This is a genomic window from Thermoclostridium stercorarium subsp. stercorarium DSM 8532 (assembly GCF_000331995.1).
GTDB lineage: Bacteria > Bacillota > Clostridia > DSM-8532 > DSM-8532 > Thermoclostridium > Thermoclostridium stercorarium.
Genome location: NC_020134.1, coordinates 90,430 through 112,707, shown reverse-complemented (window position 1 = coordinate 112,707; position 22,278 = coordinate 90,430). Strand labels below are relative to the sequence as shown.

Here is a 22,278-nt window from a genome sequence, read left to right as displayed (position 1 = left end):
TATTAAAAAATTATAAAAATTTTTAAAAAACATGTATAAAAAACCATATTCAGGTTAAACTTTTTAATGACCTCACAATACATTTTGACCCCCTTTAAATTTGGCTGACGCACTTCTTCACACCACGTCAGCCTCTTTTTTTTGCTTTTTTTGTGGTCTACTACAAATTCCTAACCTTTTTGCCGTATATTTTAATTAAAATTCCCCTTTCAAAATACTTATTCTTTATTCCGATAATAAATTCGTCAGAACAATTAAACCCGGTTTTTGATCTGAAGCAATTAAACCGATAATAAACCTGTAGGGAAAAAAGCAACTGGGAATTGCATACATACTTATGGTACAATTATTTTATCAACAAAGGAATTCTTGGGAGATGATGGTATGAAGAAGGTGATTTTCGCTATAATCCCAATAGTTGCCGTTGCAGTATTAATGTTTTCGGGTGTTTCAAATGCAGATACCATTGGAACTCCGTCATATGTAAATGCTTTTGTATATAACAACAGCAGTATAAAGGTAACCTGGGACAATAACGTCGCAGGTGCTACCAGGTTTACAATACAGAGAAAGACCGATTCGGGCAATTTTGTAACAATTGCCACTGTCTCGGCCAATGTTTCATCCTATACCGATACCAGTATATCCAACGGTCATACATACGTTTACAGAGTATTCGCTACCAAAGGCAGCGAATTAGGCGCCCCCCGTGAATCATATCCGGTGGAATTTCTTTACCCTACAGGGCTGACCGTTAAAGCCATTTCGGATTCCGAAGTGGAATTAAAATGGACGTATCCCGCTTCAAACAAAATTCCTGAGTCCAGTTTCCAGACGGTTATCGAAAGAAGAACCGCCGGCAGCAATACCTGGCAGACGATTGCAAGCGTTCCCGGAAGCGAGGATTCATATACCGATAAAGGGCTTTCCGAGGCCACGAGGTACTATTACCGCATCCGCGCGGTAACGCTGGCTTCTTCGGTATACCTGTATTCTCCCTATTCAAGCTCGGGCCAGTATGTTACAACCTTTTTGAAAGCTCCCAGGAACGTCAAGGCTGAAATAACATCCACGTCATCGGTCAAAATATCGTGGGAAGACGTTTCCTCAAATGAATCAGGATACAGAATTGAAAGGAAAACGGGCAACGGGAGTTTTGTGCGCATCGGCTCAACCAAGGCAAATGAAACAACCTTTACAGATCGAAGCGTACAGAACGGACAGCTGTACACATACCGTGTTGTGCCCTTCAATGCTTCCCTCAGCGGCGTTGAAAGTGAAGAAGTAATAGTCCCGTTCCTGTTCCCTGTATCGTTCCAGATCAAGGAAACTTACAGCACCCAGCTTGTGCTGTCGTGGAAATATCCCGGTGACAGCTACATTTCGCCCACCAATTCGGTTGTGATTATAGAGCGCAGGGAAGCAGGAAGCAGCAAATGGGAAGAAATCCACACCACCAGGCCGGGCGAAACCGAATACACCGATAATGACCTTACCCCCGGTACCAGGTATTATTACAGAATAAAGGCCCGCTACGACGGAGGCTTTACCACCGAGTACCTGCCTTCGGCGACAGGGGTATCGGCGTATACAAAGCTGTCGTTTGAAACCCATTTCTACGGCCGCGCAATATCGAGCACCGAAATTCTCCTTGAATGGAGCAAGGAGGCTGCAGACAAAAATACAATCGTGATTGAAAAACTTGACGAGGGAGGAAATTTCACAACCTTAACCACCCTTACAAATGCCGGGTCATACATCGATAAAGTATCCTCCGGTTCATTAAACGTATATCGGATGAAACTGCGTTCCGGCTCGGTGGAATCCGAATATACGCCGGAGATTTACGTTACGGCCGAACAGCTTCCAAAAGTTCAGAATCTTGAAATTAAAAGCATTGTGCCCAACAGGGTATACCTTGCATGGGAATACGACCGGGCGGTGGAGAGCGGCTTTGAAATCTGGCGCATGGCCAAATCCGAAGGAATATGGAAGCATATCGGCAACGTAGGAAGCGGCATGTATGTGTATTCCGACGAGAACATAACTGACGGCGAAACTTATACATATCAGGTCCGTGCGGTTAAAAACAATACTATCTTCTCGGAATTTGCTGCTACCGGCCCAATCAGGATTTCCTTTGAAAAAGGCGCAGGAAATCTTGAAGTTTCACTTATTGACGGACTGCTGTACCTCGGCTGGGACGATTTTTCCGACATGGAGGATAATTACGTGGTTGAATACAAAACAAGCATGAATGACGCATGGATTATCCTTGAAAAGCTTCCCAAAAACGTAACAATGTATAAGTTTGTTCCCGCCAGGGACGTGGACTATATCATACGTGTGCGTGCCGAAACCAAAGAGCCGGCGACCGAAACATACACCAATGAAGTTTTCTATACAACAAAAATTCCCGCTGCGCCGAACCTGTTAAATCCCACTATCGTAGGCTCTGAGCGGGTGGTTCTTACCTGGTCCGACTTGTCGGACAACGAAGATGAGTTCAGGATATACCGCAAAGGCAATGCCGGAGACGGTTTTGAGCTTGTAGGAAGGGTGGACCGGAACGTTATCGTATTTTCAGACAATACAGTCGAACCGAATCGTTCATATACATACATAGTCAAGTCGAAAAACGCGGCAGGGGAATCCTTCCCAAGCAATGAGATTACGGTTAGGACGCAGCCTGTAACGGTTTATAATGATATCTCATCCGGCTTTGCATGGGCTGCCGACGCGATAAACACCCTTACTTCAATGGGAGTTATACACGGCGACGGAAAGGGGAATTTCAACCCATCAGGGAAAATTACCCGTGCCGAATTTATAAAAATGCTTGTCACAACCCTTGCCCTGCCCGAAACATCGGTGGGAAGCTTCAGGGACGTGACTCCGAACGACTGGTTCCACCGTTATGTCATGACCGCCTACCGGTACAAGATTATCGAGCCCGATGAAAACGGCATGTTCCATCCCTACGACCCGATTACCAGGGAGGACATTGTCTATTATTCATCCAGGGCGCTGAAAACGGCGGGACTAAATCTTATTCAGCCTCCGTTATATATCCTTTATCAGTTTAAAGACTACGACGAAATTGCTTCATATGCGCAGTCGGCATTCGCGCAGCTTTATTCGGCCGGGATTGTCGGCGGAATAGGCGGAAACAAACTTGGCCCGAAAAACACCGCTAACAGGGCCGAGGCCGCTACCATTGTTTACCGGATTACAAAAGCTCTTGAGAGATAGTTTAATTAATAAGTTTCGGGGCATAATTCATATTCGGATTAATCTTCTTGGATAACAGGAGTAATTCGGTATGGGTTATGTCTTCGACGAAAATGGAATAGAAGCGGTTATATGTGGGTTTCACAAAAATCCGCACGAAATATTGGGTATGCACACACAGGGTGATGAGACCGCAATATGCGCATACATACCCAATGCAAAGCATATTGAAGTTGTCTTCTACAAAAGCGGATTATCCTATGAAATGGACAAGAAGGACGATCGGGGGTTCTTTACAGTAATAATTCCCGGTCGTCCTGAAAATTCAATGTATAAGTTCAAAGTCACCGATCATACAGGTCATCGTTTTGAAACTTACGATCCTTATTCCTTTTTGCCTACGATATCCGATTATGATTTATATCTCTTCAACGAAGGCACCCATCACAGGATCTATGAAAAATTAGGTGCCCATATACGAAATATTAACGGTGTTTCGGGGGTGTCTTTCTGCGTCTGGGCTCCTGAAGCGAAAAGAGTCAGTGTTGTCGGCGACTTCAACCAATGGGACGGAAGAAGGCACCAGATGAGAATGCTGGGAAGTTCAGGGGTTTGGGAAATATTTATTCCCGGGCTGGTGAAAAATGATATCTATAAATATGAAATCAAAACACCGTTTGACGAAATTTATCTTAAGGCCGACCCCTATGCGTTTTACGCGGAAAAGCCGCCGAAAACCGCATCCAAGGTATATGATCTGCACAATTACGAATGGCATGACGAACAATGGATGAAACAACGTGAAAAAGAAAGCACTTTTGACAAGCCTTTAAATATTTATGAGGTGCATTTGGGTTCGTGGATGCAGCAGCCCGATCCCGATCCTGAGTCCGAAACAGGCTTTAAGCCTTTAAGTTACAGACAGTTGGCCGAAAAACTGGTTCCATACGTTAAGGAAATGGGTTATACGCACATAGAGCTGTTACCTGTTATGGAGCATCCTTATGACGGCTCATGGGGATATCAGATCACGGGATACTACGCCGTAACGGCGCGCTACGGCATACCTGAGGATTTTAAATACTTTATTGACACCTGTCACCAGAACGGCATAGGCGTAATTCTGGACTGGGTTCCCGTCCATTTCCCGAAAGACGGACACGGACTTGCCAGGTTTGACGGCACCGCGTGCTATGAGCATGAACATCCTCTCCTTGGGGAACACCATCAGTGGGGAACGCATATTTTCAATTTTTCCCGGAATGAAGTCCGAAGCTTTTTAATATCGAACGCGATTTACTGGTTTGATATTTTCCACGTCGACGGGTTAAGGGTGGATGCCGTTGCGTTCATGCTGTACCTGGATTATTGCCGGAACGACGGCGAATGGATTCCGAACAGGTACGGAGGCAGGGAAAACCTTGACGCAATAGAATTTTTAAAACAGCTAAACTGCGCCGTATACAAATATTTCCCAAATGTATTAATGATTGCGGAGGATTCCACGGCCTGGCCGATGGTGACAAGGCCTGTGCATGTCGGAGGCCTTGGCTTTTCACACAAATGGAATATGGGCTGGATGAACGATTTTCTAAGATATATGAGCATGGATCCGATATACCGCAAATACCACCATAACCTTATAACCTTTTCGTTTATGTATGCGTGGAGCGAAAATTTCATACTTGTGCTGTCCCATGACGAAGTGGTGCATGGTAAGTGTTCACTGTTAAACAAAATGCCGGGGGACTACTGGCAGAAATTTGCGGGTCTCAGGGCGGCGCTGGGCTATTTCATCGGCCACCCTGGAAAAAAACTTCTGTTTATGGGAGGGGAGTTCGGCCAGTTTATTGAATGGAAGTACAAAGAAAGCCTTGACTGGCACCTCTTAAGTTACCCGATGCATGAAAAACTGCACAGGTATGTGAGGGAACTTAATAATTTATATCTTAATGAACCCGCATTATATGAAGTGGATTTCCATTATGACGGTTTCGAATGGATAGACTGCAATGATACCGAGAACAGCATTGTATCCTTTATCCGTAAAGGTAAGGACTGGCGGGATATGCTGATCTTCGTATGCAACTTCACGCCCGTAACCCATGAAAACTATCGCATCGGCGCGCCTTTTTACACATACTACGAGGAAGTTTTCAACAGCGACCGGGAAAAATACGGCGGAAGCAATGTCATAAATGCCGGTAAAATTCATTCCGAAAACATTCCCTATCACCACAGGCCATATTCACTCGTTCTGAGAATCCCGCCTCTGGCGACAATAATTTTAAGGCCTGATTTAAAAAATTTCAGATAAAATACTTTCGTGTCTCATATCTGGCATTACCCGAAAAGCGCTGATATTTTATTTTTAATTTATCAAAAAACAAACAGGAGCCAGTCACTTTCTGACTGGCTCCCGCTTATCCATCCGCCATATTTAAATCTGGTCGGGGTGAGAGGACTCGAACCCCCGGCCCCATGGTCCCAAACCACGTGCGCTACCAGCTGCGCTACACCCCGACGAAAACTGCGGATTTTATTTTACAATATATTTTTATTTTTTGCAATGGTTTTTATTATAAATTCACATTTGGTTAATTATTACAATAATGTGGTTACATTATCCCTGAAATATGCATAAACCTGCCAACGGGGGCCGGTTTCATTGCAATACCCATTACTATGAACCTTTATTTATACAGTTTCAGCAATCTTTTCGCGTTCCCGGAAAAAATAGCCCCATAGTCTTTGTCTTTCAATTTTTCGTAAAGCACCGCATGCACATAAATTTAACATTTGCACGGCCAATCAAACTATGATACAAAATACCGTTTTTATTTTAAGTCAATATACGAACAGTTAACAACCCTGATTCTTCGGGTCATTTCACCGTATTTGGCCATAAAAAAACCGGCCTTTGAAAAGTCGGGCCTTACGCCTCTGACTTTTTTCGGGCCGGCTGACATAATTTCTTTTTTTATACCACAACACCTTTTTGCAGCATTATATTCGCATACAGCGCGCTCTCTCCGGTGGCAACAATGGCATAAGCCTTACTTGCCTCACCGTAGAATTTAAAGCGTTCAAGATGCGATATTGCGTTTCCGCCACGTCCGTCAAACTTTTCAATTATCTTTATATACTCATCCCATATCGGAGTTTCCACGTTGTCACCCGGAACCACCTGCATAAGCTGTACCGGATGGTCTACATAAGTATCCAGCGGGAAAAGCTGCAATATGGCTTCCAGCACTTCGCAGGTCCCATGCCCGTCCATACGAATGACTTTAGCATTTTTTCCAACCGATTCGGAAGGAAAATTTCCGTCCGCAATCACAATGCGATCGCCATGCCCCATTTCACACAGCACTTTAAGCAGTTCGGGTGAGAGGATCTTCGGAATCCCTTTCAGCATATTTCCACTCCTTTTGCCTCAATCCCAACCGGTTATTTTCCCGTCCACATCCCACAAATCTTCCCAGCCTTTGGCTCCATTCCAGAGGAAAACCTGCCCCTTTATCAGGCGGCAGTTTCTGTCCTCAAGGCGGATGGCTTCCATTTCCTCTTCGGTCAGCGGGTCTTCGGTTATACATGTCAGATTGGATTTATACTGGTGCTCTTTCACCGAAAAAGGTATTGGCACTTGTCCTCTCTGAACCGCCCATTTAAGGCAGATCGCCGCAGGATGCACTCCATGCGCCCTTGCCGCATTAACAACGGCAGGCAGTTCCATATCCACCACATCGTCTTTCGTACGATCCCGTTCGGGCCGGGACGGGGATCCCAGCGGACAATATCCGATTGGAAGCATATTATGGGAAACCGCATAATCAAACAGTTCAGGCTGCTGGAAAGAAGGATGCAGCTCCATTTCAAGCACCGCAGGCTTTATCCTGCACAGCGGCAGAACCGCCTCCAGTTTCGGGATGGTCATATTACTCATACCGATATAGCGCACAAGTCCTTTTTCAACCAGCTCTTCACACTGCCTCCACGTTTCCATGTATTCGTCCACTGAAAACGGCTTTGCGTCAGGATTTCGGTAATTTACGTCACATCCCGGGGCATGGTAATTCCTGAACGGCCAATGAACAAGGTACAGATCCAAATAATCAAGCCTTAAATCTTTAAGACTCTGTCTGCAGGCGATATGAACCTTATCGTGCATATCGTTCCATACCTTCGAAATAATAAACAGTTCTTCACGCTTTACAACTTTCTCCCGCATTAACTGTTCAAGAACTTCCCCAATCTGTGCCTCATTCTGGTATACCTGGGCGCAGTCTATAAGGCGGTACCCAAACTTTACAGCCCCGTATACCGCTTTTGCGACCTCGGCCGCTCCGTATTTGTCTGAGCCAAATGTTCCAAGTCCTATTGAAGGGATTTTTTCTCCGCTGCTTAGTGTTTTTTTGGGGATTTTATCCTGATCTATCCGCTCTGTATTCATTCGCTTGCCCCCTTAAAAATTAATCATTGAAAACTACCGCAACCTTGCCGCAGTTTCCTTCAGCCATAAGCCTGTAGGCCTCCGAAGCATTTTCAAGCGAAAACTCGTGGGTAATAAGCCTTTCTGGATGAACACCCCAGCGTACGAGCCGTTCTACCAGTTCTTCCATCTTCCAAAGAGAAGTTACCCACGAACCGTAAATGGCTTTCTGGCCGTGGATAATATCGGGGCTTGGTTCAAAGGTGCAGGTTCCGCCTTCGCCAACAAAAGCAATCTTTCCCCATTCTCTTGTTGCGCGAATTGCCAGTCTCCTGCCTGCATCACTGGCACTGGCATCAAGGGCCTTTTCCACACCTTTCCCTCCGGTTATTTCAAGAATCTGTTCCAGTGTATTCTCTCCGGGTTTAAATACATAATCCGCAAGCCCGAGCTGTTTAACCAGGCTGATTCTGTAGTCATTTGTTTCAACTCCGATAAGTTTGTTTGCGCCCATTGCCCTTGCAAGCATAAGCGCAGCCATGCCCACCGGCCCGAGTCCCGTTACGAGAACGGCGTCGTTACCGCTGACATTTATTTTTTCCAGTGCCTCATAGACCGTCCCAAATCCGCAGGCCACCTGCGCCCCGTCTTTATAAGTAAGTTCGTCGGGCAATGCTATTAAATCCTTTTCGTCTGCCAGGATATAAGGGGCCATGCCTCCGTGACGCTGCCAGCCGTACGCCTGGCGGTATTTGCTCTTGCACGAAATATAATAGCCCCTTCTGCAGTCATAACATACGCCGCACCCGGAGATGTGGTAAACAATAACCCTGTCGCCTTTTTTGAACCGTTTAAGCCCGGGTCCTTCTTCGACAATAATCCCGCAGGGTTCATGCCCCGCTATGGTTCCGGGTATATACCCTTCAGGGCCTTTACCCGTATGTGCCCTGTAGATACAGCGGATATCACTTCCGCAAATGGTTGATGCTTTGGTCTGAATCAGTACCTGGCCATATCCGGGCCTGGGAATATCAAATTCCCGTATTTCCACCGTGCTGTTTCCCGGTAAAATCGCACCTTTCATTTTTCCGCAGACACCCATATTAATACTTCCTTTCTCGGGAAATTAAATTACAGAATTTAAAGCCTGACAAAACGATGAAGTCAAAAAAATTCACGGTATAATTATACCTGTGCCCGGTTTAAATAATTATAAAATTATGACATTTATTCCGGTTTGATGTCGTGTTTTTATATCAATAATGATATAATTAAATAAAAATTCAATAATAAATTTATAGGAATTGGCAATTATGAAAATAGCGTATTCTGATCTGGATATAAGTTTTGCGATAGACGGTGTTGAGTTCAGCGTTCCGCATATCGTTTTTGAGCGTTTTACCAGAACCATTCCGTCGCACAGCCACGGCGAAGGCTGTTTTGAAATACATTACATCCCGTTTGGTTACGGAAGGCTGATAACCAGCGGGCAGTATTACGACATTGCGCCGAATACGCTTTACGTTACCGGGCCACATGTCGAACATGCCCAATTTCCGCTGCTTTACGATCCAATGCAGGAATATTGCGTTTATTTAAAAACAAAAAAGTTCAACGAAAAAACAACTTCCCCGCTGATGAAGGCTTTTTTCTCCACTCCCTTCTGGTTTGGGAAGGACAATCACGGGGTACATGTTATTATGAAACAGATTTTTAAGGAACTGGAAAGCAGATTCACAGGCTATCAGAAACAGGTTGAATTGCTGCTGGCCCAGCTTCTGATATGTCTTATCCGCAATTACGACACTGAAAAATGTGCCCGGGACGAATTGGCCCCGGGCAATCTGATAGACAGTAATTCAATAATAATAGAAGAATACTTTCTTTATGAATATGATAATCTCTCTCTCTGCGCTCTGGCCGACAGGCTGAAACTCAGCCCGCGCCAGACACAGCGTTTAATATGGAAATATTACGGCAAATCCTTTCAGCAGAAAAAAACTGACGCAAGAATGTCTGTTGCCTCTATTATGTTAAGGGATCAGAACCGCAGTATTGCGTACATCGCCGATACTCTCGGATATTCTTCCCCGGAGCATTTTTCCGCAGCATTCCGAAAATACTACAACATGACTCCCACTGAATACAGAAAATTATTCAGGCAGAACAAAACACGCTGAAAACGGCGCTTCAGTCCACCTGAATCTTAAACACCACCGGCTTGTCGCTTTTAACGGCTTTTGTTGTAATGGTCAGGGCTTCAGGAGTTCTTTCCCATACAGGTTTTTCATCAAAGCCAAGAACTGATATGTCCTTTATAATGCCATGAAAATGCGGAAGCCTTGAAGCATCTCTGTCAGCCAGAGATTTTATTTTAACCACGCCGTTCTCGGGCCATGACAGCACAGTGGCATAAATGCATGAACCGTTTACGGTAAAACGGATGTCTTCGTGGGTAAATGTTTTCGCGTTTTTATCGGTAAACTGTCCTTCCTGAACCTGGGTCGGCCCTTCTCCGTACGTTCGCCATACCTTGCTTCGGTATATCGCTTCGCCATTGGTTCTTAACCAGTCACCGATTTCAAGCAATATTTTTCTGTCCTCATCAGGAATTGTTCCATCGGCTTTCGGACCGATATTTAAAAGCAAACACCCGTTTTTGCTTACGATATCCACAAGGTCGCATATAATCTCGTTCGCCGTCTTATAAACATTGTTTTTTGTATAACACCATGAATTCCTTGCAACCGATGTATCGGTCTGCCAGTAATAGGGTTTCTGTTCGGAGAACTGCCCCCTCTCCACGTCAACTATTGCGCTGCCGAACATAAAGGCTTCATGCTTGTATGTAATGGCTACGTCAATGCCCCACTCGTGAGCCCGGTTGTAATAATAAGCCGCGAATTTCTTCAAATACGGTTTAACAGCACTGTGCTGAATCCACCAGTCGAAATAAACCAGTCTCGGGCGGTACCTGTCGACAATCTCGCATGTGCGCAGCAGCCAGTCTTCAAGGAATTCCTGAGATGGGGCAGGTTCGCTGAAAAGGTCATGATGATCGGGTTCGGGCATTGCAGGCCAGTAAAAATCCCCGCATTTCAAAGGCTCTTTTATGTCGCTGTCAAACTCCTTTCCATGGCTCATAAAAAACCAGTGTTCCACTCTGTGTGAAGAAGCGCCGAATATCAGCCCCTGCTTTTCGAAAGCTTCTTTCAGTTCTCCCAGAACGTCACGTTTGGGACCCATTTCAAATGCATTGAAATGGGAAAGTTCGCTTTTATACATTTGAAATCCGTCGTGGTGTTCGGCGACGGGAACAACATATCGGGCACCGGCTTTCTTGAAAAGTTCGGCCCATTCATCGGCGTTAAACTTTTCGGCCCTGAACATCGGGATAAAATCCTTGTAGCCGAATTTCCTGTGCTCTCCGTAGGTTTCCACATGATGTTTAAACTCTTCCGAGCCCTGAATATACATATTTCGCGGATACCATTCGTTTCCGAATGCCGGGACAGAATATACCCCCCAGTGAATAAATATTCCGAATTTCGCATTATTGAACCATTTGGGCGGAGTAAAATCAAACAACGAATCCCAGGAATCTTTGAAAGGACCTTTTTGAATTACATTCTCGATTTCCTCAAGATATTTTTTCCGGTCCATAAAAATCCTCCTTAATCTTATATTTCAACGAATCCCCGCATTACTTTCACGCATTAAAACCGGGATTCATCAAATCATAAACATGCCCTTTTTCGGTCTCAAACTCAATTATTTCCCCGTCAGGTTTCCTGACCCTGCACAAGCCGCCTTTGTCTGACACTATACAAGCCTTTACAAGCCTTCCCTGCTTCCATTCCATTTCCACCTCAAACCCGCCGCGTGCCCGTAGCCCTTTAACATAGCCGTCCGACCACGCTTCAGGCAGGGCAGGCAGCAGCGTTATCATCCCTTCATGGGACTGAATCAGCATTTCGGCAATACCGGCAGTTCCACCAAAATTACCGTCGATTTGAAATGGCGGATGGTTGTCAAGCAAATTCGGAAGGGTTGATTTCCTTAAAAGGGCCATTACGTTTTCATAAGCCTTTTCGGCGTCTTCCAGCCTTGCCCAAAGATTTATAATCCATGCCCTGCTCCAGCCGGTGTGTCCCCCGCCATGGGCAAGCCTCCTTTCAAGGGTAACTCTGGCGGCTTTCACAAGCTCCGGCGTTTTATGTACAGAAATCTGTTTTCCGGGATACAGCGCGAACAAATGGGAAATATGCCTGTGTCCGGGTTCGGCTTCCTCATATTCCTCCGCCCATTCTTTAATTTGTCCGTATTTCCCGATTTCAGGTTTCGGTACCCTTTCAAGCACTTTGCCGAGTTCTGCGGCAAATTCACCGTCAATATTCAGTATTGACGTGGCTTTTATGCATACGCCAAACAATTCGTGAATGATTTGACTGTCCATCGACGGGCCCTGGCATAATCTCCCGCTTTCCCCGTTGGGCAGAATATACGTGTTTTCAGGTGAAACAGAAGGGCTTGTTACCAGCCTTCCTTTATCGTCTTCAGTCAGAAAGTCCAGAAGGAATTCCACCGCTTCTTTCATTGTCAGATACGCCTGTGCCAGAAATTCCTTATCGCGTGTAAATTCATAATGCTCCCACAAATGCAGGCAAAGCCACGCAGCTCCCATCGGCCAGTAGGTCGCCCCGAAATAAATATCCTGCGGAGCGGTATCCGCCCATATGTCGGTATTATGATGAGCACAAAATCCTCGGCAGCCGTACATTACCCTTGCAGTCTTCCTTCCCGGCTCCCGCATCCTTTCAATGAGGTCAAAAAGCGGCAAATGACATTCCGACAAATTGCAGACTTCCGCCGGCCAGTAATTCATCTGGGTGTTTATATTAATTGTGTATTTGCTGTCCCACGGCGGAAGGTAATCCTTGTTCCATATTCCCTGAAGATTTGCCGGGAGAGTGCCGGGACGGCTCGAAGATATCAAAAGATACCGTCCGAATTGGAAATACAGGCTGACAAGCCCGGGGTCATCATTGCCGGCTTTCACTCTCTCAAGCCTTTCATCTGTCGGCAGGCTGTCAACGTTTTTGTCCGCCGAATGATTTGTTATGTAAAGATCCACGCGGTCAAACAGCGACCTGTAATCTTCAATGTGATTTTGAAGCAGTTCATCATAACGCAACTTTTCTGCTTCTTCAAGAATTCTCAGGCTTTCCTTTTCGGGCTCTTCATGCCTGAAGGTTGTGGCAACCGACAGAAATATTACAACGCTTTTGGAGTTTTTGACCACCAAATGCTCGCCTATGGCCTCAACACTTCCGTTCTCAGGAATTATGCGCAAAAGCGCGCAGTAATTTATCGCGCCTTCCCCGCCGCAGCTTCCTGCCATTTTCAGCGTGTTGTGGTTTAAAGCGTCCACTTTTTCAAAATACCTGGATCTTCTCAGCTTGGTTCTGAAGGATATGCTTTTGCTGCCCTCAGCCTTTATTTTTATCGCCAAAACCTGTTGGGGCGCGCTGACAAACATTTCTCGCGTATATAAAGTATCAACGATTTTGTATTCCACCCTGGCCACGGCGTTATCTATATCAAGTTCCCGCCTGTAATATGACGGGTTCTTATGGTTTTCGAAATTAAGATACAGTTCTCCAAGAGGCTGGTAATGTCTCTGGCTTTCTGGTATACCCGACAGTGCTATGGCTGCAAGATTTTCAGCTTCCCTTATCCTACCTTCCGAAATCAGTTTCCGGATGGTCGGCAAATAACGGACTGCTTCGGGATTATTCCTGTCTCTCGGGCCGCCGTACCATATACTGTCTTCATTTAACTGTATCAGCTCATTTTCCACCCCGCCGTAGATCATTGCGCCGATTCTTCCGTTACCAAGCGGTAGCGCATACTCCCAGCCGTCTTTGATATTTGCAGGTTCTTTGTACCACAGTATATTTTTGATTTTTTTTGATTTCCCTTCAGCGTCCGCCATAAAAAAACCCCCCGATGGGCAGTTGCAGCCGCAATTGTAAATGTTTTGTCAATTTGATTATACTTTTGCCTTAGCCATTTTAATATAATTACACGACATTTTCTTTACAATAATGTCGTATTTTTATAGAATATTTTTTCAACGTGTACTCCGTACAAAAAATATCCCGTGTTTGTCATTGAATATCTCTGAATATTTTATGGTGAAATGTTACACAAGCTCCGCCTGACTCCGCATTTCCCAACCTTATTGAGCCCCCAAGTTGTTCAATCAAATGTCTGACAATAAACAACCCCAGACCGGAATGTCCTGTTTTGCTTCTTCGCGCTTCATCTCCCCGGTAAAATTTATCAAAAGCCCTTTCCATATCCTTCTGACTGAAACCACGTCCAGTGTCGCATATTTCATAAAACACATTATTGTCTTCAATTTTTACGGAAATATTAATTTTACCTCCCGCCGGAGTGTACTCAAGACTGTTGGATACAATATTGTCAAGAACACGTTCCAGTCTGTCCTTATCAACTAAAACCGGCGTTTTGGTTCCACCCTGTATATTTAAAGTAATTGCAATCTTTTTTTGTTTAGCCTGTAATTCATACTGATGTACCTTTTGTTCAAGAAATTCAGCCATTTCAACAGGCACAGGCTGCAAATGCACATTGGTTCTTTCCAAATCCAAAGCATACAGCATTTGCTGCACAAGACCAGAGCATTTTTCAGCGTTGTTTTCAATAATTGACAGGTATTTGAGTAATTTCTCACTGCCTCCGGTATTGGCGTCAATCAATGCTTCAGAGTATCCTCTTATGATTGATAAAGGCGTTTTTAGATCATGAGCCAAAGCTTCAATTATTTCCACACGTTCCTGTTCCATTTTCCATTGCGCAGACAATGATTTCTTCAGCTCATCCTTCATCTCCGAAAAAGCAGCGCAAAGCCTGCCAAGTTCATTGTCCGCTCGGTAATCTATTGTAAAATCCAAATCCCTTTCTTTAATTTTTTGCGAAGCATCCATCAAAAGATTTAATGGTTTATTTATGCTATTTACAAAAATCCTTGAAAACAACATTGTAAAACCAAGTATGTAGAAAAACGGGGATATCAGCGCTATAACAAATATGATAATCAGCCACCGGCCCCGGGCCCCGACATACGACATTTTCAACCGGTACAAAAGGGCTATTGCGCCCAGCACTTTTCCGTCATCATCAATTACAGGAACGGTATATATATAATAATTTTGCCTTTTAAAAGTTGTATTAAATCGTTTATAAAGTTCCGCCTTATCGTCAAAAATTCGCTCAAGATTCGTCCCGTATAATATGTTGCCTTCCGCGTCCACAGCCTGATAATATATTCCGTTTCCACTGAGCATATTCTGAAGTTCCTCTTTCCCCGACTGCGAAAACAAAGCAACATTTTTATTTCGAATAAAAGCATCAATGTAAGGTATTTGCATTTCATAATAATTTGCCGGATAAATACACTTATACTGGGCATAAACGTACAAAACGGCAGCTGCGGCATACGTAACAGCCGTAGCTGCTATACTGGCGGCAATAATACAGACAAATACAATTCTTAACTGGCTTACAAGTGATCGATTTTCCATTATCCGGTACATATTTACTCCTTTTTACTCCTTAAAGTTTATTCCATTTATATCCAATACCCCAAACCGTTGAAATATACTCAACGGATGGTGCAGCAGCGGCAAATTTCGCCCTTATTTTTTTTATATGCTCCACCACCGTTGCAGAATCTCCTTCTGAATCGTATCCCCATACTCTTTCGTAGATATGTTCCCGTGAAAACACCTGTCCCGGGTGAAGTGCCAGCAGTTCGACAATATCGTATTCACGCTTTGTCAGCGCAATAGGCACATTTTTGATTTTTACGGTGCGTTCCCTTATATCAAGGCTAAGGTCCCCAAAAAACAGCCTGGTGCGTTTTTTTTCCGCATTTAAATACTGCGCCCGTCTTTCTCTGCGTAAATTCGCTTCAATTCTTGCCATTAGTTCCTTTAGCCCGAAGGGTTTTACCACATAATCATCGCCACCGAGATTTAGCGCTTTGATTTTATCGGCCTCGGTCTGTTTTGCGCTTAAAAAAATAATGGGGCATAGTACTTCATCCCTTATTGCCCGGCAAACCTCAAACCCATTTTCTTCAGGCATCATGATGTCCAATATGATCAAATCAGGCTGACACCGGGACAATTTTATGCCTTCCCGACCGTCATATGCCACGATTACTTCATGTCCCCTTGCTTTCAGTTCGTCTTCGAGAAGCATGACCAGATCCTTTTCATCATCAATTATCAGTATCTTACTCAACATATCACCTCGATTCCATTTTTTATTCGCAGGCACAAGTGCGGTTATGTGATAGTATCGGTAACGGCATCAATTACAGTTGTAATATGTATATCCCTGGCTTAGAAGATAAACAGCCGTATTTATTTTATTTCTAAGCTTTTCCTGTAATCGGTTTACTCGTAAGACTTTCGTCCTTCCCACCTATTAAACCATATCGTCCCGCCGGTTCCTGCAACGGCAAAGCAGAACAATACCGACATAAGGCCCGTTGTTAGCTGTTTCGAAATAAAACCCAAATTTATAATGTCAAGTGAAGCCTGCATATTTTCAATGAACTGTAAATAAATCCCACAAAGCATTGATAACCTCACAGGCCACGTCCATGGTACAAACTGCCAGACTTTGTCCCCAAGAACCGTCACCCCCATCAAAGCAGCCACCAGCAAACCGGCGGCGCCAATGCCAATTGACGTACCCATTCCCCATTTAAAACCTGCCCATAAGTGTAAAGCCAGCAGCGGAATTGTTCCTATAACGGTAAATACGGCCGCGGAGATAAAAATGATCCAGTTCATCGAAACACCAAGTATTATTTTAAAACCAACACCAACCGTTAAAACTGCAGTTGTAGTGCTTATACCGGTGCTTAAAAGCAGCATAAGCAATTTAGCCCAGTATAACCTATGACGGGAAACGCTGTTGAGCAGAAGGCCGCTGAAATTGCCGGCGAGTTCTTCCTGGTGCACTGTAATCCCCGTCAGTACTCCCACATACACCGGGATTATACATGCCGCCCATGCTTCAAAAAAAATTTCAAAAACCCGTGTTTGTATATGTTCGTCGATACCCTCTAATGAAACATATCCAATAACGAGTAACGCAAAAGCCACGGGTGTGCAGAATATAAGCAACCTTGCGGATGTCCGCCTCGTTTTAAGCCATTCTGCCGAAAATATTCTCATCACCCCACCTCTCTCCTGTCAAACCATATCGCCGTCAGGCACGTAAAAATCAACAATGTTATAAGTGACACTATTATTCCAACTGGTATAACCGAAGCATCAAGCAACGGGCTATCGGGTTCCAGAAGGGTTCCGTTGGGATGGACTCCTATTATGGGACTCATCAGTCTTGTTGGCCAGCTCCACGGCACATAAATCCAATACGGCTCTGATGCAGCAAGAACACCTGTAATCATACCAGTAAATCCCATCACCATGCTTCCGAGCGTTCCTTTCCATGTAGCCATCCACAACTGCAGCGGTATAATGGCGAGCGATACAACCCATACGGTAAAGGCAGCGGCAAAAATCTGGGACCACGGAATCTTTCCACCCCCGGCAATAATACCTGATAAAACGGTTGAAACAATCAGCACCAATGTGGAAATCAGCGTATGAACGCCCATAACGGCAATTTTTGCGATCCATAAATGAACCGTCAGATTTCCGTAAAATGCCGGTGATTCTATAAGTGCGCCAATACGTTTTAAATGCCTGCGACTCCATGGCTCTCCAAAAACAATTATTTCGCCCTCATCGGGCCGAATCAGCCCGGTCACCATTTTCAGTATCGTCGACTTACCGGCTCCATTAGGTCCAAGAAGCCCATATATGGAATTTCTCGGCACACGGAGCGAAACATTGTTTACCACAGGCTGCTTTCTGTAATACTTTTTCAGCCCTCTGGTTTCAAGTATTAAACCCGCCATTTTGCACCATCCTTTCAGCCAGATTTTTTTCGTTTTAACTTTAACCGCCAATTATAAAGATTTTATAAAGCAGCCGAAAGTTTTTTAGTTCATCCCCCTTTTACTACCTTTAATTTTTTCCGGTTGATAAATGATACGACTTTTTTTCGTAACGGGCGAACGATGAGGATTTCATAAAATGTCTTTATTTTAATAAATGCGGAGGAATAAATAATTTTCTTAGGGCTTGGCGTGCAGACAAAAACTTAACAGAATTTGTATATTTAAAATAGGCACAAACCAAATTAAATATAAAAAAGGAAGCCGGACATAAGAACGGCTTCCTGAACACATTCATATGATTTTGAAAACAGACTCCGAAATGCAGAAATCAGTATATTCCTATGCCTCCGAACAGGCTCAAGTTCTGATTAATCCACATAACCCACCGGTTCATAATCTATTGAAAAAATACAATACGTAAGGTAGGTATCGTTTCTTGTATAAACATAATGGGATATCCTGTAACCCAACTCTAAAGCCAACCGGGAATTTACGTCGTTTATAATTTTGTGGATCATAAGTTTATCAGCATCATTGCCGGCGTATTTTAATGTCACGCTGTTCTGACGGTTTTCAACAGCTTGGGCGATTATGGCTATTACATCTTCGGAGTTCTTAGCAAGCAGATTGTTTTTGACAAAATAATTGTGCTCTGTTGAAGTACACGCAGGATAATCATTTTTTTCCCACCTGTGCTCTTTTTCCATTTCCGCGTCCGGCAAGTTTAAATAATCATATCTGATTAACTGTTCACCGCCGTATGTTCCCAGATCGTCCCATGTTGCATCTACATGATACAACTTCCCGTCGATGGACACCATATTCCATGCATGGCTCACATCCGCATAACCTCTTACAATACGGCACGGAACTCCGGCGCTGTTCAGAATAAGCGCCATAAGCTCCGAATAGGCGCTGCAGACACCATATCCGCTTTCCAATGCATCCAATGCACTGTTGTTTCTGTATCTTGAATCATACTCAATCATGTTGATAACGTAATCATGCGCGGCTTTAACCTTTTCATAGTCGGTCATATATGGGGACATAATCTCCGAAACAATTCTGTCAATCATAAGGCGAAGTTTTTCATCCCTTGAGGCGGTATTTTGATACCGGGGGTAAACCACCAGCGAATAATTATTCCCCTGCTGCCAGAGTTTGGTAAAAAATCCGCGTGTATACACGCCTGTGCTTAGCTGAACCCTCTCCAGGGTATATTCAAGATATTTAAGATAGTCGTTCTCCACCTGTGTATGACTCAGCGACAGTTCTATTTTTTCGTCATGGCGGAGAAAGGCTTCTTCCAGCTTCGACAGGTTTGCATACCACAAGTCGATTAATCTGTTTTTGTTCTTTGCAAATAACATGCTGAGATTATCACGCCGTACTTTCCCCTGTTCATACAAACAGACCAGTAGCGGTTTGCCATAAAATTTGTGGTTCAGGAACATAGCCCGCCACGTAAGCTGGGACATGCGTTCGCGTTTAATAAATCTATCGATGTATGTCTCTTCACCCGATTCCAGGAGACCCACCTTAATAGCTGTTTTGCCAACGGTATCCCACGAGAAATCACCGTCTTCCTCACTGTAACCCAAAACCCGGAGCAAGAAAGCCAAATACGATTTTTCATCCATATATTGACGGGAACCAAACTGGTTATTCCCTATTCCCTTTGCAAAACCATTCTGATACAAATATCCGATATACGGAGCCGCCCATTCAGGCACATCGGTAAATGGGTGGGACGGTTTTCCGGACACGGCATATGCTTCCACGCCGAGGAGTCTGACAAGCATTGTGGCTCCTTCAATCCGTTCCGCAAACCTGTCAAGCATCAAATTCCCCTTACTGTCACCCCTGAGTACGTTTAAAGAGCGTAACGCCTCGGAGTGCGGGATGCTTTTAAGGTAAACGATATTTTCATCCGTAAGCCTGCCGTCATAAAAAAGATCATAGCGCAAGTGTGCAGGATACAGGCAGTCAAGCCGGTCACGAGTCAGAACTTCGGCAGTTCCTGCTATGTTGATGTTGAAGATTAAGAAAAATACTAATGAAAACAAAACCGAAAGTGCAATTTTAATGCCACTTCGCAAAACAGACACCTCACAGTCCCACCAATGAAGTAAAAAATAAACCTTAGATATTATAGCATGATATTGTCGGTTTATATCAGTATTTGCATAAAATTTTCCATTTTTAATTAGGATTATATTTTATAACAAATGCAGATGCAAGAAGTCTTTCTTTCCCCGTCGAAGGTCTGTTGACAACTTCCCCCTTGTATATCATTTCGCTTGAAGCACCGCCGTCCAGAAGAGCCGCTTCCTTAACGCCAAGGGATATTAAGATGTCTGCAAGCTGTTTTCCGGTAACACCTTCGCTGTATCCCGGCTGTCGTCCGTCCACGACGAGAAATACAAGCGTATTTTCGTCTTTTATTCCAACAGCCGTTCGCGGGGTTGGTACATTCAGATTACCCGCCCATTCGTCCATGTCCTTTGCAACGTTTTTTCCGTCCTCCACAAGGGCCCCTGAACACTGATATCCCTGTTCCGCCTGTTCCTGAAGTGAAAGCTCAGCTTTCTGACCGCGGAATAAATTCAGAAGCGCGGAGTTTTCTGTTCTCAGGTCAACCACCAGGAAACCGTCATCAGGAATTTCCATCTCGCCGGAAACAATGCCGGTGGACTGAACGGTATTGTTTCTTACGACACATACGGTGTATTCCGTATCAACGCGGTTCGTAGGGCCATACTCGGGAGTATATACTACTATTCCCTTTTCATAAGGATAAGGATTTACACTGTCAACGGGAATTTTTTCGTCGCCGGTGTCAATCCAGACCTTAAACGGCGGCGAAACAAACCGGGCTTTACGGTTATTTATAAGAAGTATCCTTCCATAACCCCGGCTTGAGCTTAAAAGCCTTCCGTCCTGAACAACCAGCCCCGAAGGCTGGCCGTAGGCAAAATTGAAGCCTGCATTTACGGTGGCTGTTGCCTCATACCTTTCATCTATATCGCTTAAGAATTCAAAACCGAATATCCCGTTTCTTGACAGTACAGGAAAAACCTTGAGACTGGGATTTGAAAGATCCAGCTCCAGAATGTGCAGAACCTGGCGCAGACCTTTATATTTAATTTCCTTTCTTGTATAAATAACGGGTTCCTTTTCAGGAACCCGCGTGGGTGTGGGTGTAATTTCTTCATACAAATAAGACCCATCATAATGAAGATTTTGTCTTTCATCTGACGGGCCTGTAATAATCACCAGAAATATTGCAAGGAATAGTACAAGCTTTAAAAAATTTCTCATTTCTGTTCATTATCGCTTACTTTATATATTCTGTCAAGATTGGCGCTTAATTGTTTATACAGCATATCCGCAATGCCAAGCCTTCCGCTGGCATTGTTTATAAGTTCCTCGTCCAGCATTTCCTCAAATATTTCCCGGGCATAACTTTTTTGCACAAAGGAACTTTCGGGTATTGTCTTTTTCATCTGTTTAAACAAAATCCCCATTAAAATACCTTCGAACTCCCTGCATGCTTCCCTCAGTTTCTCCTTGTCACCATCGGTATATGCCTTTTTCAGCACTTCTTCAAAAGATTTTTCATCACTTACCTGTTTATAGGTTATGGTATTTTCTACGTTTAACGCGCCAATACCGTCTATTTTCATATTTATCCCCTTTTTATGATGCGGAATTGCCCACACTTTAAGTTACAGCAAACTATCTTTTCAGGTTGTTGGCTATGCTCATCATTTCATCCGCTGTAGTAATGGCCTTTGAATTCAGTTCGTACGCCCTCTGGGCGGTGATTAAATTTACCATTTCCTCCACTACCTGAACATTGGAAGCCTCCAAATACCCCTGTCTTATCGTACTCGGCTCGCCCATTTCGTCGTCAGGTACCGCAAATCCCGACGCGGTATTCTCGGCATACAGGTTCCCTCCGACGGCTTCAAGCCCCTGAGGATTGTTGAATTTGAAAATTCCTATCCTCTGTCCTGTAGGCACAATCAAACCGTCTTCATCCTTGTAGCTGATTTCACCGCGCTCATTAATTATAATCTGGTCAATGGGATAATCGAAATATATCGGTTCACCGATCTCGTCAAGCACCGGATAACCTCTGGCGGTTGTAAGCATCGTACCTTCATCCGTTACCGACAGTTTAAAGCTTCCGTCCCGGGTGTAGTATATATTCTGGCTGGGATGGAGAACACTGAAAAATCCGTCTCCGATAATGGCAAAATCCAGATTGTTTTCAGTCTGAATCAGACTTCCCGCCGTAAAGTCTCTTGCAACCGATCTTATAACCGTACCGTGACCTACCTGCAGGTTAACAGGACGCCCCTGATTTTCCAGTATATACGCCCTTTCCATCGTGACATACAGGAGGTCTTCAAATTCCGCCCTTTCCTTTTTATAGGCATATGTATTCACATTCGCAAGATTGTTCGAGATTGTATCCACATTGAACTGCATCGCCTTCATGCCCGAACTTGCCGTATAAAGTGCCCTGATCATAAAACTA

At 44.3% G+C, this 22,278-nt stretch carries 16 protein-coding genes and 1 tRNA gene; 3 read left to right on the top strand and 14 right to left on the bottom strand.

Annotation, left to right across the window (positions count from 1 at the left end; genetic code table 11):
- Positions 1–384: 384 nt before the first annotated feature.
- Together CST_RS00490 and glgB are read left to right on the top strand one after the other, a co-directional pair.
- Positions 385–3,252: a fibronectin type III domain-containing protein gene (locus CST_RS00490; protein ID WP_015357832.1), complete on the top strand. Its 2,868-nt coding sequence runs from the start codon at positions 385–387 to the stop codon at positions 3,250–3,252.
- A gap of 70 nt (positions 3,253–3,322) precedes the next feature.
- The gene (gene glgB / locus CST_RS00485) at positions 3,323–5,548 is read left to right on the top strand and encodes a 1,4-alpha-glucan branching protein GlgB (RefSeq protein WP_015357831.1); all 2,226 of its coding nucleotides are present in this window, start codon (positions 3,323–3,325) and stop codon (positions 5,546–5,548) included.
- Positions 5,549–5,678: 130 nt separating this feature from the next.
- Here glgB and CST_RS00480 read toward each other — a convergent pair.
- The 4 genes from CST_RS00480 to CST_RS00465 form a co-directional block, all read right to left on the bottom strand.
- Positions 5,679–5,754 (bottom strand) — tRNA-Pro (locus tag CST_RS00480).
- Positions 5,755–6,211: 457 nt separating this feature from the next.
- Positions 6,212–6,649, bottom strand: coding sequence for an RbsD/FucU family protein (locus CST_RS00475; RefSeq protein ID WP_015357829.1), 438 nt, complete (start codon positions 6,647–6,649; stop codon positions 6,212–6,214).
- Positions 6,650–6,667: 18 nt separating this feature from the next.
- Positions 6,668–7,684 (bottom strand): aldo/keto reductase, encoded by a 1,017-nt coding sequence (locus tag CST_RS00470; protein WP_015357828.1) that lies wholly within the window; start codon positions 7,682–7,684, stop codon positions 6,668–6,670.
- A gap of 19 nt (positions 7,685–7,703) precedes the next feature.
- A complete protein-coding gene (locus CST_RS00465) occupies positions 7,704–8,765 on the bottom strand; it encodes a zinc-dependent alcohol dehydrogenase family protein (RefSeq protein ID WP_015357827.1) in 1,062 nt (353 codons plus the stop codon).
- Between the two features lie 211 nt (positions 8,766–8,976).
- On the opposite strand from CST_RS00465, the gene CST_RS00460 reads away from it, so the two are divergent.
- Positions 8,977–9,843 carry a helix-turn-helix transcriptional regulator gene (locus CST_RS00460; RefSeq protein WP_015357826.1) on the top strand — a complete coding sequence of 289 codons (867 nt, stop codon included), beginning with the start codon at positions 8,977–8,979 and terminating at the stop codon, positions 9,841–9,843.
- A 10-nt stretch (positions 9,844–9,853) separates the two neighbouring features.
- Here CST_RS00460 and CST_RS00455 read toward each other — a convergent pair whose 3' ends face one another.
- From CST_RS00455 to flgG, 10 genes are all read right to left on the bottom strand, one after another.
- The gene (locus CST_RS00455) at positions 9,854–11,326 is read right to left on the bottom strand and encodes an alpha-L-fucosidase (protein ID WP_015357825.1); all 1,473 of its coding nucleotides are present in this window, start codon (positions 11,324–11,326) and stop codon (positions 9,854–9,856) included.
- Positions 11,327–11,372: 46 nt separating this feature from the next.
- Positions 11,373–13,658, bottom strand: a complete 2,286-nt coding sequence (locus CST_RS00450; protein WP_015357824.1) for a glycoside hydrolase family 95 protein — start codon at positions 13,656–13,658, stop codon at positions 11,373–11,375.
- A gap of 175 nt (positions 13,659–13,833) precedes the next feature.
- Positions 13,834–15,273, bottom strand: coding sequence for a sensor histidine kinase (locus CST_RS00445; protein WP_242823565.1), 1,440 nt, complete (start codon positions 15,271–15,273; stop codon positions 13,834–13,836).
- Positions 15,274–15,304: 31 nt separating this feature from the next.
- Complete coding sequence (locus CST_RS00440) at positions 15,305–16,000, bottom strand: response regulator transcription factor (protein ID WP_015484814.1); 696 nt, start codon at positions 15,998–16,000, stop codon at positions 15,305–15,307.
- Positions 16,001–16,152: 152 nt separating this feature from the next.
- Positions 16,153–16,941 carry a lantibiotic immunity ABC transporter MutG family permease subunit gene (locus tag CST_RS00435; RefSeq protein ID WP_015357821.1) on the bottom strand — a complete coding sequence of 263 codons (789 nt, stop codon included), beginning with the start codon at positions 16,939–16,941 and terminating at the stop codon, positions 16,153–16,155.
- A complete protein-coding gene (locus CST_RS00430; RefSeq protein ID WP_015357820.1) occupies positions 16,941–17,690 on the bottom strand; it encodes a lantibiotic immunity ABC transporter MutE/EpiE family permease subunit in 750 nt (249 codons plus the stop codon). The genes CST_RS00435 and CST_RS00430 overlap by 1 nt, the downstream gene beginning before the upstream one ends.
- 410 nt (positions 17,691–18,100) lie before the next feature.
- On the bottom strand, positions 18,101–19,840 hold the full coding sequence (locus tag CST_RS00425; protein WP_015357819.1) for a transglutaminase domain-containing protein: 1,740 nt from the start codon (positions 19,838–19,840) through the stop codon (positions 18,101–18,103).
- Between the two features lie 94 nt (positions 19,841–19,934).
- Positions 19,935–21,053: a phosphodiester glycosidase family protein gene (locus CST_RS00420; protein ID WP_015484812.1), complete on the bottom strand. Its 1,119-nt coding sequence runs from the start codon at positions 21,051–21,053 to the stop codon at positions 19,935–19,937.
- Complete coding sequence (locus tag CST_RS00415; RefSeq protein WP_015357817.1) at positions 21,050–21,418, bottom strand: rod-binding protein; 369 nt, start codon at positions 21,416–21,418, stop codon at positions 21,050–21,052. The genes CST_RS00420 and CST_RS00415 overlap by 4 nt, the downstream gene beginning before the upstream one ends.
- 52 nt (positions 21,419–21,470) lie before the next feature.
- Positions 21,471–22,271, bottom strand: a complete 801-nt coding sequence (gene flgG, locus CST_RS00410) for a flagellar basal-body rod protein FlgG (protein WP_015357816.1) — start codon at positions 22,269–22,271, stop codon at positions 21,471–21,473.
- Between the last annotated feature and the right edge of the window lie 7 nt (positions 22,272–22,278).

Coding starts and splice junctions, on each gene's coding strand:
- CST_RS00490 (WP_015357832.1), top strand. CDS start 385: ATGAAGAAGGTGATTTTCGCTATAATCCCAATAGTTGCCGTTGCAGTA.
- glgB (WP_015357831.1), top strand. CDS start 3,323: ATGGGTTATGTCTTCGACGAAAATGGAATAGAAGCGGTTATATGTGGG.
- CST_RS00475 (WP_015357829.1), bottom strand. CDS start 6,649: ATGCTGAAAGGGATTCCGAAGATCCTCTCACCCGAACTGCTTAAAGTG.
- CST_RS00470 (WP_015357828.1), bottom strand. CDS start 7,684: ATGAATACAGAGCGGATAGATCAGGATAAAATCCCCAAAAAAACACTA.
- CST_RS00465 (WP_015357827.1), bottom strand. CDS start 8,765: ATGGGTGTCTGCGGAAAAATGAAAGGTGCGATTTTACCGGGAAACAGC.
- CST_RS00460 (WP_015357826.1), top strand. CDS start 8,977: ATGAAAATAGCGTATTCTGATCTGGATATAAGTTTTGCGATAGACGGT.
- CST_RS00455 (WP_015357825.1), bottom strand. CDS start 11,326: ATGGACCGGAAAAAATATCTTGAGGAAATCGAGAATGTAATTCAAAAA.
- CST_RS00450 (WP_015357824.1), bottom strand. CDS start 13,658: ATGGCGGACGCTGAAGGGAAATCAAAAAAAATCAAAAATATACTGTGG.
- CST_RS00445 (WP_242823565.1), bottom strand. CDS start 15,273: ATGGAAAATCGATCACTTGTAAGCCAGTTAAGAATTGTATTTGTCTGT.
- CST_RS00440 (WP_015484814.1), bottom strand. CDS start 16,000: ATGTTGAGTAAGATACTGATAATTGATGATGAAAAGGATCTGGTCATG.
- CST_RS00435 (WP_015357821.1), bottom strand. CDS start 16,941: ATGAGAATATTTTCGGCAGAATGGCTTAAAACGAGGCGGACATCCGCA.
- CST_RS00430 (WP_015357820.1), bottom strand. CDS start 17,690: ATGGCGGGTTTAATACTTGAAACCAGAGGGCTGAAAAAGTATTACAGA.
- CST_RS00420 (WP_015484812.1), bottom strand. CDS start 21,053: ATGAGAAATTTTTTAAAGCTTGTACTATTCCTTGCAATATTTCTGGTG.
- CST_RS00415 (WP_015357817.1), bottom strand. CDS start 21,418: ATGAAAATAGACGGTATTGGCGCGTTAAACGTAGAAAATACCATAACC.
- flgG (WP_015357816.1), bottom strand. CDS start 22,271: ATGATCAGGGCACTTTATACGGCAAGTTCGGGCATGAAGGCGATGCAG.